The organism is Bacteroides sp. L008, from assembly GCF_040812255.1.
GTDB classification, from domain to species: domain Bacteria; phylum Bacteroidota; class Bacteroidia; order Bacteroidales; family Bacteroidaceae; genus Bacteroides; species Bacteroides vicugnae.
In genome coordinates this window covers 1,072,638-1,086,512 of the sequence record NZ_JBFNXO010000002.1, presented here as the reverse complement: position 1 = coordinate 1,086,512, position 13,875 = coordinate 1,072,638, and the positions used below count along the sequence as shown (strand labels likewise).

The following is a 13,875-nucleotide window of genomic DNA, read 5'->3' as shown; positions in this document are numbered from 1 at the left end:
CCCTCAAAAACAGGGGTACTTTCAGAAAAAACATATAATTTTGCGCCATCAACCGATAAAAAATAGACCATTTATGTCAAAAATGCGTTTTTTTGCTTTACAAGAGCTTTCCAACCGGAAACCTCTGGAAGTTATTGCCCCTTCCAACAAACTCTCTGATTATTATGGTAGCCACGTGTTCGACCGCAAGAAGATGCAAGAGTATCTTCCTAAAGAAGCTTACAAAGCTGTAACCGATGCTATCGAAAAAGGTACGCCTATCAGCCGTGAAATAGCAGATTTAATTGCTAACGGTATGAAAAGTTGGGCTAAGTCACTCAACGTCACTCACTACACACACTGGTTCCAACCTCTGACAGACGGAACAGCCGAGAAGCACGACGGCTTTATCGAATTTGGCGAAGATGGCGGAGTGATCGAACGCTTCTCCGGAAAACTACTGATCCAACAAGAGCCGGATGCTTCTTCTTTCCCTAACGGCGGTATCCGCAACACTTTCGAAGCGCGAGGATATACGGCCTGGGATGTTTCTTCACCAGCATTCGTAGTAGATACCACTCTTTGTATCCCCACTATCTTCATTTCTTATACAGGTGAAGCGCTGGATTACAAAACTCCATTATTGAAAGCACTTGCCGCCGTAGACAAAGCAGCAACGGAAGTCTGCCAGCTATTCGACAAGAATATCACACGCGTATATACCAATTTAGGATGGGAACAGGAATATTTCCTTGTAGACTCTTCCTTATATAATGCACGCCCCGACCTCTGTCTGACAGGACGGACACTGATGGGACACTCTTCTGCCAAAGACCAACAGTTGGAAGACCATTATTTCGGTTCTATCCCTCCACGTGTCACTGCATTTATGAAAGAACTCGAAATCGAGTGTCACAAACTGGGTATTCCCGCCAAAACCCGTCACAACGAAGTAGCCCCCAACCAATTTGAGTTGGCCCCTATCTTCGAAAACTGCAATCTTGCCAACGACCACAACCAGCTCGTCATGGATTTGATGAAGCGTATCGCCAGAAAACATCATTTTAATGTACTCCTGCACGAAAAGCCATATAGCGGAGTAAACGGTTCGGGCAAGCACAACAACTGGTCGCTCTGCACAGACACCGGCATCAATCTGTTCGCTCCCGGAAAGAACCCGAAAGGAAATATGCTATTCCTCACTTTTCTGGTGAACGCCTTAATGATGGTTTATAAAAACCAAGATTTATTGCGAGCCTCCATCATGAGCGCCAGCAACAGCTACCGTTTGGGAGCCAATGAAGCTCCTCCTGCCATCCTCTCTTGCTTTCTGGGTTCACAACTCTCGTCCACTCTTGACGAAATTGTCCGCCAAGTAGGAAACGAAAAAATGACGCCGGAAGAAAAAACCACGCTGAAGTTAGGCATCGGACGTATCCCCGAAATTTTACTGGATACCACCGACCGCAACCGTACTTCTCCTTTCGCATTCACCGGAAACCGATTCGAATTCCGTGCCGCAGGTTCTTCTTCCAACTGTGCCGCCTCCATGATTGTAATCAATGCGGCCATGGCAAACCAGCTGAACGAATTCCGCGCATCGGTAGAAAAACTGATGGAAGAAGGAGTAGGCAAAGATGAAGCCATCTTCCGCCTGCTGAAAGAAACAATTATCGCCTCCGAACCGATTCGTTTCGAAGGGGACGGCTATTCCGAAGAATGGAAACAAGAAGCCGCACGCCGCGGACTGACGAATATCTGCCATGTTCCGGAAGCTCTGATGCATTATGTAGATAATCAATCGAAAGCAGTACTCATCGGTGAACGTATTTTCAACGAAACCGAATTGAACAGCCGCTTGGAAGTGGAATTGGAGAAATACACCATGAAGGTGCAGATCGAAGGCCGTGTATTAGGCGACCTCGCCATCAACCATATCGTACCTACTGCCGTTGCCTATCAGAACCGTTTGCTCGAAAATCTTCGGGGACTGAAAGAAATATTCCCGGCTGAAGAATACGAAGTATTGAGTGCCGACCGTAAAGAATTAATTCGTGAGATTTCACACCGGGTCACTTCTATCAAAGTACTCGTGCGCGATATGACCGAAGCAAGAAAAGTAGCCAACCACATGGAAAACTACAAAGAAAGGGCATTTGCATACGAAGAAAAAGTACGCCCGTATCTTGACCAAATCCGCGACCACATCGACCACCTGGAGATGGAAGTAGACGACGAAATATGGCCGTTGCCTAAATACAGGGAACTACTATTTACTAAATAAAACGTCCACAAGATTGCACGAAAGCTCCCACTTTTGTGCAATCTTTTTATAGATTCGTTCATTTTCTCATTTTTTCTTTTTACTTTTGTGCTGTATAACACAGTTTTGTAGCACTCATGGTAAAAATGAATATGTCAGACATCGATATTTCGGAACCGTTATCCGATATGTTAGCTCCTCTAAACAATGAGCAAAAGGAGTTTCTGATGAACAATTATACGATACAAACCTACAAAAAGAATGAAACCATCTACTGTGAAGGAGAGACACCGTCTCATCTGATGTGTCTCATCAGTGGTAAAGTGAAAATCTTCAAAGATGGTGTAGGGGGGAGAAGTCAGATTATCCGCATGATTAAACCACGCGAATACTTTGCATATCGTGCTTATTTTGCCAAACAAGATTTTGTAACCGCAGCAGCAGCTTTCGAACCCTCTGTTATTTGCCTGATTCCTATGAGTGCCATCACTACTCTGATTGCCCAAAATAATGATTTGGCCATGTTCTTCATCCGCCAACTCTCCATTGACTTGGGTATCTCCGACGAACGTACCGTTAATCTGACACAAAAGCATATTCGCGGACGCTTGGCCGAATCACTCATTTTCTTGAAAGAAAGCTATGGTCTTGAAGAAGACGGTTCCACTTTGAGCATTTATCTTTCACGTGAAGATCTGGCAAATCTTTCCAATATGACTACTTCGAACGCTATCCGTACCTTGTCGCAATTCGCTACGGAAAGACTAATTACTATCGACGGAAGAAAGATTAAAATTATCGAAGAAGAAAAGCTGAAGAAAATAAGTAAGATTGGGTAAGAGAGTTTCTGCACCAATCGCTCCACCCTAAATAGTGAACATACATATAGAAAATATAATTGCAGACATAAAACGTGGTAACAAACAGGCTTTCAAAAAGCTATTTGATGACTACTATCCTATTCTTTGTGTTTTTTCATCCCACTATATCGATGACAAAGAGGTTTGCAAAGACATCGTACAAGATGCATTGTTGGTTTATTGGGAGCGAAAAGAAGATTTTGATGACATTCTGAAAGTTAAGAGCTTCCTCTATACCGTCACCCGAAATAAATGCCTGAATCATCTCAAACATGAACAATTGGATATTCCAGATTTTCCGGAACAAGAAAAGTTTGACAGCGGTTTTGAAGCTGCAATTATCGAACAAGAAACTTTCCGCATAGTTCGCAAAGCGGTAGAAGAATTGCCTACCCAAATGCGAAATATCATCTTATATTCCATGAAAGGGTTAAAAAACCATGAGATTGCTGACAAATTGCAAATTTCAGAGGGTACTGTCCATACGTTAAAGAAATTCGCCTATCGCAAACTTCGCGAAAGCCTCAAAGGCATAAACTACGCCTTATTACTATTTTTATGCAAATAAAGTAACTTTTTGATTACCCCGTTTTTTCGATTGGATTGTTTTATATACAAACAAATCCTAAAAACGATGAATTCATTCAAAGAAAACTTTAGAATTGCAAAATTCCTTGCTTCCCTATTCACTCATTCGGCTATCCCGGAGGAAGAAAAAGCCTACCGTGAATGGATTAATGAAAATCCGGAGCATCAAAAGCTAGCCAAACGAATATTGAATGAGGAAACGTATGAAAAAAACACTCAGTTAATCAAAAGTTTCTCTTCACAAAAAGCATGGGACAGAATCTACCCGCGATTGGGAGGAGAAAAAGCATCCGGTTTTCTTTCATGGAGAAAGAGCCTGAAATATGCAGCTCTTATTTTGCTTCTGATAATACCGGCTTCCTACCTTATATATAATTGGGTAGCCGGAGAACCAATCGGCGAAATCACTCCAGGAACCCATGGCGGAGAACTGACTTTAAGTAATGGCAACACCTTCAATCTTTTCGATAATGCCCTCCCGGAAGGTGCAGCTGAAATATTCATCATTGATTCTAAAGGGATCAATTATCAAACTCCTGCCAACAAGCCCAAAGTGAAAGAGATCAAGAATACGCTCCGTACACTGCATGGTATGGAATGTCACATTGTCCTTTCGGATGGAACAAAAGTACATCTGAATGCAGAATCTCAACTGACTTATCCGATTTGTTTCAACAATAAGGAACGTATCGTACAAGTTGAAGGTGAAGCCTATTTTGATGTTGCTCCGGACAAAGCACATCCATTCATCGTGCAAACACCGCATACTTCAATCCGGGTGACAGGAACCTCTTTCAATGTAAGGGCCTACGCAGATGAAGGAGTGGAAAGTACAACATTAGTGAGTGGGGGCGTAAAGATAAACAATGAAAATGAAGACTATGAATTGCTTCCAAACCAACACTTCCTTTATGACAAAAATAGCCAGAAAGGTATCGTCTCCAATGTAAATGCTGAATTATATACTTCCTGGGAGTCTGGATCATTCATCTTTATAAACATTCCTCTTGAAAATGTCATGTCATATCTATCCAAATGGTACGGATTCAAATACACTTTTGAAGACGACGCAGCCAAGCAGGTAAAAATCGGAGCTTATCTCAACCGCTATGCAAACATGAACCCTATTATCGACATGATAATGGAACTGAATATGGTAGACATCAAACAAAGGGAAGGGGTACTGCACATTGCTTATAAACAATAACTATTAATACATATTATAACTAACGCATTATGAAAAAACGAGCACAGTCCTTATCAAAGGGAGTATCTTGTGTAAGCAGACATTTCATTAAATCCTGTCTTTTATGCATATTCTCCCTTTCTTCACTTATGATTCAAGCACAAGACAATCAGCGAATCTCCGTTGATTTGAGAGGCGAAAGCCTGGAATCCACGCTTTGGTATTTGCAAAACCGCACAAAGTTCATCTTTATGTATGCAACAGAAGATATCGCTAACATAACCGATATCAGCGTAAGGGCAAAAAACAAAACGATCACCGAGATTCTGGATGAATGCTTGGAGGGCACCAACCTGACTTACGAAGTGTCAGGCAATGCCATCGTTATCAAGAAAAGAAAAACGAACAAAATCACTATCAGCGGATGGATACGTGACGCTAGTGGTGAAGCCCTTCCCGGGGCCACGGTTACCGTACGGGGTTCAAAGCACGGAGCCATCGCCGGGCTGGACGGAAACTACACTTTTAACATTCCGGCACAGGAAGGACTGATATTGACTTACTCATTCATTGGAATGGAGAAAAAAACCGTAAGATATACAGGAAAGAAAACGATTAATGTCACTTTAAACAGTTCCAGCACGGAAATCGACGAAGTAGTTGTGACCGGTTACCAGAATATTCAGCGCCGTGACTTGGTAGGTTCCATTACTACAGTAAAAGCAAAAGATATTATAATGCCTTCGTATACCACTATCGACCAAATGCTGCAAGGACGTGTAGCAGGTATGATTGTCACTAATACAAGTAGCCGTGTAGGTACTGCCCCGAAAATTCAAATCCGCGGTACAAGTACCTTACTGGGTAATCAAGATCCACTTTGGGTAGTTGACGGCATTATTCAGGAAGACCCACTGGAGCTGAATGCATCTTCTTTAATGACAGAGGACTTAAAAAACATCATCGGTAATCAGATTTCCTGGTTGAATCCTGCTGATATCGAAAGCATCAGTATTCTGAAAGATGCTTCCGCAACCGCTATCTACGGTTCGAAAGCATCTAATGGTGTTATTGAAATCACAACCAAAAAGAATACGACTGACCGCCTAAGCGTCAATTACACATCTAATTTTGTAATAGGTACGCGTCCTAACTACGGACAGTTCAACTACATGAACTCCAAAGAAAGAGTACAGTTTTCACAAGAAGCTTTTAACTGGGGAACTCCGTATGGCGCAGAACCAATCAAACAAATATATACTTATGAAGGATTATTGAATATGTATCTGTCGCATGATATATCTTCTGAAGATTTTTTGGCACAACGCAATGTTTTGGAAACACAAAACACGGATTGGTTCAAACTGCTAACCCGCCGCTCTTTCAGTCATAACCATAATATAAGTGTTTCCGGTGGAACAAATAAATACAGTTATGCAGCTTCTATGGGATATTCCAATAGTGAAGGACAGGAAATTGGAAACGACAGTGAACGTATGACCGGACGCGTTGCCATCACTATACGCCCGGTACAAAAACTGACAATTAATGCAACGATTAACGGTAGCGTAACGACGAATAATGGCTTTGCCGGGGGAGTCAACCCTATGGGGTATGCTACTACTACCAATCGCTCAATAGATCCCGATGCCTACTATCAAAAGAACGCCACATATACATACAATAGCGGAGTAAAATCATTATCATACAATTTCGTAAATGAACGGAACAATAGTGGGTCAAAATCCAAATCAAGCTTTATGTCAGCTTCATTGGACTTGAAATGGAATATTCTGGACTGGTTGACTTACCAATTCACCGGAGGATATTCTGATAATAACAGTACGAACGAAGCCTGGGAAACCGAACAAACGTTCTATATTGCTGAAACATATCGCGGCTATGATTTCAACTCTGTCTCACCAAACAGTAAAGAGTTTGGAGCAGCCTTACTCCCATTTGGAGGTGAATTATTCACAAACAACGCACAGCAGTACTCTTACAACATTCAGAATAAACTGCAATTCAGTAAAGCCTTCAATAACGAGAACCGAATTAATGCCTTAGTAGGTATGGAATTACGTTCTTCCACCAATAAAGGTGTCAGCAATACTGTATGGGGATATGCCCCGGATAGAGGAGAAGTAATAACATTGCCAACCACTCCACAAGCTTTTACACCTATTACAGGTTCTAAAGACGAAGGATGGGGGCTTTTAAAAAGGATATATGACGGTGGATGGAGAAAAGTCAATACTACAGACAATTACCTTTCCGTATTCGCCACATTGGCATATTCACTCAAAAACCGATATGTCGTTAATGCAAACATACGTAATGATGCCTCCAACCGTTTCGGTCAGGATGCTAATCACCGTATTGATCCTACCTATTCATTCGGTTTCTCCTGGAGAGCTTCAGAAGAGGACTTCATGAAGAAATATGTAAAATGGATAACAACCTTAAATTTCCGCGGCACCTATGGTATTCAAGGAAATGCAGTAACGCGGATTAGTCCGGATTTGATTTTAAATCAAGGGAAAGTAGCTAATCTATACAACAGATATCAGTCTACCATCTCCCAAATCCCAAATCCGAATCTATCATGGGAACGTACCAAATCATGGAATTTCGGTGTAGACCTGGAGTTATTCAGTATGTTTTATATGAATCTGGAATATTATACACGACGTTCCAATGCGATTGTTGAGTTGGAATTACCTTATGAATATGGAATAACATCCATGAAACGCAACGGTGGTATTATCCACAACAGAGGTATCGAATATACATTAACTTTCACCCCGATACAAAAACGAGACTACGCATTAAGTGTCAGCCTGAATGCTTCCAAGAACTGGAATGAAGGAGGACATACAGACATTGATGTCAATGCAGCTTCTTTTTTAAGCGGGCGTTCAGATATTGTACTAAAAGAAGGATATCCGCTCAGCAGTTTCTGGTCATACTCTTTTGCCGGATTAGACGGGAAAACCGGTGAAGCTTTATTCAATCTTTTGGATATTCCGGAAGAAGAACGTAGCAGACAAATCGATCCGACTACTTATCTGGTATATTCTGGTCAGAAAGAGCCTTATTTCACCGGTGGATTGAGCTTAAGTTTCCGCTATAAATCATTGACTTTAAACACAAGTTTTTCACTTCTACTTGGTAACAAGAAACGTCTACCATCGCCATATGAACAGTTCGCAAGTTCATATTATATGCCAGATCCGTATACAAATATAAACCGTGATTTACTGAACCGTTGGAAAGAACCGGGAGACGAAGCACATACAATTATTCCTTCTTTACCCAGAGCAGGTATGGCCTATGTGGAATTGCCCAATAATGAGAATGTTTATAGAATTCCATTATGGGAACAATCTGATGCTATGGTGGTCAGCGGCTCTTTCTTACGCTGTCGCAACATCGGTTTATCCTGGCAAATGAAACGCGAGTGGTGCGAAAAGATATATATGAAAAATCTATCACTCAATTTTAACATGGATAACATCTTCGTTATCGCCAGCAAACGTTTCAACGGTTTCGACCCGGAAGTTAGTAACAGTGTACTTCCACGGAATTATTCATTAGGTATTAACATTGGTTTCTAAAAAATAAAAAGATAAACAATGAAAAGAATTATATATATACTAACAGGAATAGCCTTACTATCGCTATCCTCTTGCTCAGATTTTCTAGAGCCTAAATCTCAAAGTGAGTATGTTCCTAAAGATGCAAATGCTTTGCAGGAAATGCTGATAGGCTCCGCTTATCCCAAACAAGACAAAGGTAATAGCCTGCTAGCCTTTCTTAGTTTCTTCGACGATGATATTCAGTTTCATAAAACCGATTATGAATTTAGTATTAACTCTCTAAAAGAAGTAGAGGCCAAGCAAGCTGTTTATACATGGCAACCGGATATGTTTTTCATTATGGAAAGAAATGGTTACAATATTCAAAATGTCTGGGAGGGATACTATAACTATATTTTAGGTGCCAATGCCGCTCTCGATTATATCGGTGACGTAAGTGGTACGGAAGCTGAAAAAAATTATGTAATAGCTCAATCTCTCGGATTAAGAGCTTTCTATTATTTTATGTTGGTTAATCATTTTGGAGCACCATACAACTATAACAAACAAGCTTTAGGAGTTCCGCTCAAACTAGACAGCAACCTGCTCCCTGAAGACCAACTGTTAATGACACGAAACACCGTTGAGGAAGTATACAACCAAATTGTGGACGATCTGAATGAAGCTGAACGTTTATTCCTTACTTTGAGCAAAGATAAACAATATGAGCCCAATTATCTGGTCAACCTTCCAATGATACAATTACTGAAATCCCGTGTTTTTCTTTATATGGAAAACTGGAAAGATGCAGCTATATACGCCAATAAAGTAATAAATGACTGGTCTTTCTCTTTAATAGACTTAAACGCCCTCCCTTCTCCAACAGTGGCAGAGCCTTATTATAATTTTACATCTTTAAAATCATCTGAAGTTATTTGGTTATACGGAAGCGTTTCAGACCTTACCGTGTTCAATGATCAGTCGGTAGAGTATGAGGAAGAAGGTTACTTCGGTAATACCACCTACTACAGAGAAGCTTTTATCGCTTCTGATAACCTGATTGAAAGCTTTGAAGATGGAGATTTAAGAAAAGAAAAGTATATAGCGAAAGAGTACAATAAAGATGATTACGTTTTCTATGAAGACTCTTACACAACTTTTGGCAAGTACAAACTTTCGGCTACAGGTGAGCCTAGTGGATCGGAAAACTTTGCTTTATCCTTCAGACTAGGCGAAGCCTATTTAAATCTAGCAGAAGCAGCTGCTCATAATAATGACGAAGGTACAGCACTCTCTGCTTTAAAAACCTTACTGGCTAAACGTTATGCCCCCGACAAATTTGTTGAACCTACCGGATTAACCGGCGATGCGCTCAAAACTTTCATCAAAAGTGAAAGAAGAAAAGAACTTTGTTTTGAAGGGCAACGATGGTTTGACCTCCGACGCTACGGAATGCCACAAATTATTCATAGATGGGGAGAACAGGTATATACATTAAAACAGAATGACCCTTCCTATACTATGCCTATACCAGACGCTGTCTTGATTAAAAATAAGAAACTGGAACAGAATCCTTTAGCTCCAAAACGGGAAAGTTAATAGTATATATCTGATGAATTAAACAAAGGAAATGAATATGAGAAATATATATATTTTATGGGGATTACTTGCTTGTATGGCATTCACCTCATGTTATGAAGAAGATACACTGACTCCTACAGAAGGAGGCGTTGAATTACGCTTCAAAGTACCTCAAGGAAATAATAGCTGGGACGATGACATTGCCCAAATATACGAAGACTATAATGTATATCTGATTTATAAAGATTTGCAAAAGGAAGATTTTAACCGGAGCTGGACAGGTACAACATATGGTAGTGGCTACGAAGGCCAAGGCTGTGTAAATGATGAAATGACCAATTACTATGTCGAATTTATGAAAAAGCAAATCTTTGCATACTTGAATCCGCCGATCACTTCTAAAGTTCTGCCTATGTATTGGTATTTGGGATACAATGTCCATAGCAAAAGCGTATTAGAAATTGGAGGCGTGATCCTAGCGAGTTGGATTGTGCCCATACACGAGAATCGCGATGGGTTGGATTATTGGTGCACTTGTATGTTCGGAGAAGATAATCCCGGCGATCCTTATTTAATACCTACAGACAGGGCAGTGCTTGACAGACGCCGGAAAATGATATTGGGTCCCATATTGGAAAAAGCTGTAAAAGCCGGAAACATTGTTATACCTGAAGAATTTGAGGCAGGATTCGACCATGTCACCAATCTGGTAAGAGGTTTGGGAATGGAAGATGACCCAAACTATTATCTTACCAGAGGATATCCGGGAAGTGTCAACACATATGTATTCAATAGTATCAGCACACCGGACAATAACTCTTATCCTCCAACCAATGAAGAGACTTTTATAGGATATATGCATCTTTCCATGTTCTATAACCAAGCTCAATTAGCAGAGGAATATCCGGCTGATAAATATCCTTTTCTTGCCGAAAAGTTCGCTTTCGTACAAAAATATTTGAAAGATAAATATCAGATTGATCTGGAAGCAATAGCCAACGGACCGGAAAATTGGGATTTACCTTTACCTCCAATACCGGAAACGCCCGATGAAGAATAACAACTCTGACAATTAACTATAAACTTATAATAATGACAAAAGTAAGAAATTCATTGCTAACCATATTACTCTTATGCAGTGCCACTGTATGGGGAAATAACGGACTGAAAATATCAGGAAGAATAAAGGTATTAAAACCAACGACTTTGCAAATAAAAGACATGAACGAAAGCGTTGTATTAAGCTGTCTCATCGGCACGAATGGCACATTCAGTACCGACGAGACAGACATCCTCCCTGATGTCTATAAACTTTATTTAGGAGAAACCGAGCAGGATATTTATCTAGAGAATACTCCGGTAACAATCAATGGTTACTTTGATGAAAAGAACCCCGAACAAAGTTCGCTTTCATTCACCGGCATCGATTCGTTTCTGACTTTACAAAACTATATGCCTACAGAAAGAGATCCGGATATAGCAACGATTTCTGCTTCTGTCAAAGGGAAACTGACTCCCGGCATGGCAGCCGCACTGGCCTATCTGGCAAATATAAATGATTACCAATCCAACAAAATGTTGTTGGATATGATACCGGAACAAGACAGAAAGTCTTTATCTGCCAAATGGCTGGTAAATCGGGTAGAGGTCCTCTCCCATCAAATTATCAGCGCGGAATGTCCCGACTTTACATTCATAGATGCCAACGGAAAAAATGTAAGTCTGAAAGATTTCCGTGGGAAAATTGTCGTACTGGATTTCTGTGCTTCCTGGTGTGGTCCCTGTCGCAAAGAAATGCGTAGCATGCTGACAATATACAATGAACTGAAAGCTGACGATCTGGAATTTATCAGCGTCTCATTAGATGACAGCGAAGCTAAATGGAGAAAAATGCTGGACGAAGAAAAACTCCCGTGGGTGATGCTGTGGGACAAGACAGGCTTCCCTAAAAACAGTAAAACTCCAAGTGCTATCCAGAATGCTTATGGCTTCTACTCTATCCCCTTCCTTGTAGTCATTGACAAAGAAGGCAAACTCGCAGCACGCAACGTCCGGGGCGAACAGGTGCGCGAAGCCATTTTAAAAATAAGAAAGTAACTAAACTGTATAAATTATAACTCATCCAACAATGAAGAAACTTATATTTCCTATCGTATGCTGTTTTGTCAGCATGGCAGTATCGGCCCAGTTAGTCAAACAAAAGGTAGAAACACAAAAGAAACAATCCGAACTGGACTGGTTTAACTGTTCTTTCGACCAAGACAGTGTGTACGGGGCTGAAGTAAACAAGGCCTATGATTACCTGAAAGCCAACAAAAAGAAAGCTAAAAAAAGACCGGTCGTCGCATTGATCGGAACAGGAATGGACGTAGAACACGAAGATCTGAAACAGGCTATCTGGGTCAATCCCAAAGAAAAGCTGAACCAGAAAGACGATGACAAGAATGGTTTGATAGACGACATCAATGGATGGAATTTCATCGGCGGTAAAGATGGTCAGGTCATGGAAGCCCTGACACGTGAAGGAGAACGTGAATTCTTCCGCCTCAAAGATAAATACGCTGATTATGTCTTTGATGGAAAGAAATATTATAAAATCGTTAACGGAAAACGTCAGGAGGTTCCCGCACCGGAAAATATGGAAGAATACAATTATTATCGTTTTAAGGTTATGCCGGAATCCAGAATTGGCGGTTCATACGGTGGCTTGCAACTTTCCTATGTAATTGAGGAATATATCGAAAAGTTCGACAAGGACATGAAAAAACGTTTTCCCGGAAAAGAACTGACTGTTGAAGAATTCCAGAGTTGTTATAATCCTAAAGCGGAAAGAGACAGTCTTTCTGAAGTTGCTTTTGTTTTTACAGCTTACTCATTCAGCATCTATAATACAGACAAGTGGGAAACTGTATATCAGAGAATGGGAAAGAAAAGCGCAGAAACTGCCAAAGCATCCTACGAAGATGCATTGAAGAAATATGGTACAGACAACCGGAGAGAAATTGTAGGTGACAATCCTTTGGATATTAATGACATGCATTACGGCAATAATGTACTGTTGACATCGGATGCAGCAACCGGTGTAATGAAAGCTGGTGTCATCGCAGCCAAACGTGACAATGGTATCGGAAGTAACGGTATTGCCGATAATGCCGAAATCATGACCTTGCGCATCCATCCGGGAGAAGGAGAACCTTACCTGAAAGATATGGCATTGGCCATCCGCTATGCAGTAAATCACGGAGCAGACGTTATCTTACTGCCGGAACAGAACTCCTTATATCCTGAAGAGCAGAAACAATGGGTAACAGATGCGCTGAAAGAGGCAGAAAAGAAAGGAGCATTAGTTATCGTTCCTGTTTGGGATCTGTCGATAGACATGGATAAAAGTGAATTCTTCCCGAACCGGAAGATGGGCAAGGATGGCGAGCTTACCAATTTCATGGTGGTTGCTTCATCCGACAAGAAAGGTAATCCGGTACTGAACACGAACTACGGCGCAACGACTCTTGACATCTATGCTCCGGGAACGGATATTTATTCTTCTTATATGGGCGATACTTACCAGAAAGGAACCGGTGAAGGAATGGCCTCGGCTACCGTGGCCGGTGTAGCTGCCCTTGTAAAATCTTATTTCCCCAAACTGACCGGCTCTCAAATCCGTGATATATTACTGAAAAGCGTCACCTCACGCAAAGGAGTAGAGGTAGAAAAAGGAATCCGTGTGAACGATAGTCCTTCACAAGATTTGTTTCTTTTTGACGATTTATGTATTTCCGGAGGTATCGTAAATGCTTATCAGGCAATTTTGGAAGCGGAAAAAGTCAGCAAATAAAGATT

Annotated in this window: 9 protein-coding genes; all 9 read left to right on the top strand. The window is 41.0% G+C overall.

Annotation, left to right across the window (positions count from 1 at the left end; translation table 11 throughout):
* Positions 1-73: 73 nt before the first annotated feature.
* The 9 genes from AB3G73_RS23185 to AB3G73_RS23145 all read left to right on the top strand — a co-directional run bounded on the left by AB3G73_RS23185 (position 74) and on the right by AB3G73_RS23145 (position 13,870).
* Positions 74-2,263, top strand: a complete 2,190-nt coding sequence (locus AB3G73_RS23185; protein ID WP_148364366.1) for a glutamine synthetase III — start codon at positions 74-76, stop codon at positions 2,261-2,263.
* A 116-nt stretch (positions 2,264-2,379) separates the two neighbouring features.
* Complete coding sequence (locus AB3G73_RS23180) at positions 2,380-3,081, top strand: Crp/Fnr family transcriptional regulator (protein ID WP_148364365.1); 702 nt, start codon at positions 2,380-2,382, stop codon at positions 3,079-3,081.
* Between the two features lie 34 nt (positions 3,082-3,115).
* Positions 3,116-3,670 (top strand): RNA polymerase sigma-70 factor, encoded by a 555-nt coding sequence (locus AB3G73_RS23175; protein WP_148364364.1) that lies wholly within the window; start codon positions 3,116-3,118, stop codon positions 3,668-3,670.
* A 66-nt stretch (positions 3,671-3,736) separates the two neighbouring features.
* Positions 3,737-4,897 (top strand): FecR family protein, encoded by a 1,161-nt coding sequence (locus AB3G73_RS23170; RefSeq protein ID WP_367745679.1) that lies wholly within the window; start codon positions 3,737-3,739, stop codon positions 4,895-4,897.
* Positions 4,898-4,926: 29 nt separating this feature from the next.
* Complete coding sequence (locus tag AB3G73_RS23165) at positions 4,927-8,493, top strand: SusC/RagA family TonB-linked outer membrane protein (protein ID WP_258979645.1); 3,567 nt, start codon at positions 4,927-4,929, stop codon at positions 8,491-8,493.
* Positions 8,494-8,511: 18 nt separating this feature from the next.
* Complete coding sequence (locus AB3G73_RS23160; protein ID WP_195648446.1) at positions 8,512-10,053, top strand: RagB/SusD family nutrient uptake outer membrane protein; 1,542 nt, start codon at positions 8,512-8,514, stop codon at positions 10,051-10,053.
* Between the two features lie 31 nt (positions 10,054-10,084).
* Positions 10,085-11,095, top strand: a complete 1,011-nt coding sequence (locus AB3G73_RS23155) for a hypothetical protein (protein ID WP_195648447.1) — start codon at positions 10,085-10,087, stop codon at positions 11,093-11,095.
* Between the two features lie 32 nt (positions 11,096-11,127).
* Complete coding sequence (locus AB3G73_RS23150) at positions 11,128-12,132, top strand: peroxiredoxin (protein ID WP_195648448.1); 1,005 nt, start codon at positions 11,128-11,130, stop codon at positions 12,130-12,132.
* Between the two features lie 31 nt (positions 12,133-12,163).
* The gene (locus AB3G73_RS23145) at positions 12,164-13,870 is read left to right on the top strand and encodes a S8 family serine peptidase (protein WP_195648449.1); all 1,707 of its coding nucleotides are present in this window, start codon (positions 12,164-12,166) and stop codon (positions 13,868-13,870) included.
* Positions 13,871-13,875: the final 5 nt, after the last annotated feature.

Excerpts from the sequence above, each read along its gene's own strand:
- AB3G73_RS23185 (WP_148364366.1), top strand. The coding sequence starts at position 74 with ATGTCAAAAATGCGTTTTTTTGCTTTACAAGAGCTTTCCAACCGGAAA.
- AB3G73_RS23180 (WP_148364365.1), top strand. The coding sequence starts at position 2,380 with ATGGTAAAAATGAATATGTCAGACATCGATATTTCGGAACCGTTATCC.
- AB3G73_RS23170 (WP_367745679.1), top strand. The coding sequence starts at position 3,737 with ATGAATTCATTCAAAGAAAACTTTAGAATTGCAAAATTCCTTGCTTCC.
- AB3G73_RS23165 (WP_258979645.1), top strand. The coding sequence starts at position 4,927 with ATGAAAAAACGAGCACAGTCCTTATCAAAGGGAGTATCTTGTGTAAGC.
- AB3G73_RS23160 (WP_195648446.1), top strand. The coding sequence starts at position 8,512 with ATGAAAAGAATTATATATATACTAACAGGAATAGCCTTACTATCGCTA.
- AB3G73_RS23155 (WP_195648447.1), top strand. The coding sequence starts at position 10,085 with ATGAATATGAGAAATATATATATTTTATGGGGATTACTTGCTTGTATG.
- AB3G73_RS23150 (WP_195648448.1), top strand. The coding sequence starts at position 11,128 with ATGACAAAAGTAAGAAATTCATTGCTAACCATATTACTCTTATGCAGT.
- AB3G73_RS23145 (WP_195648449.1), top strand. The coding sequence starts at position 12,164 with ATGAAGAAACTTATATTTCCTATCGTATGCTGTTTTGTCAGCATGGCA.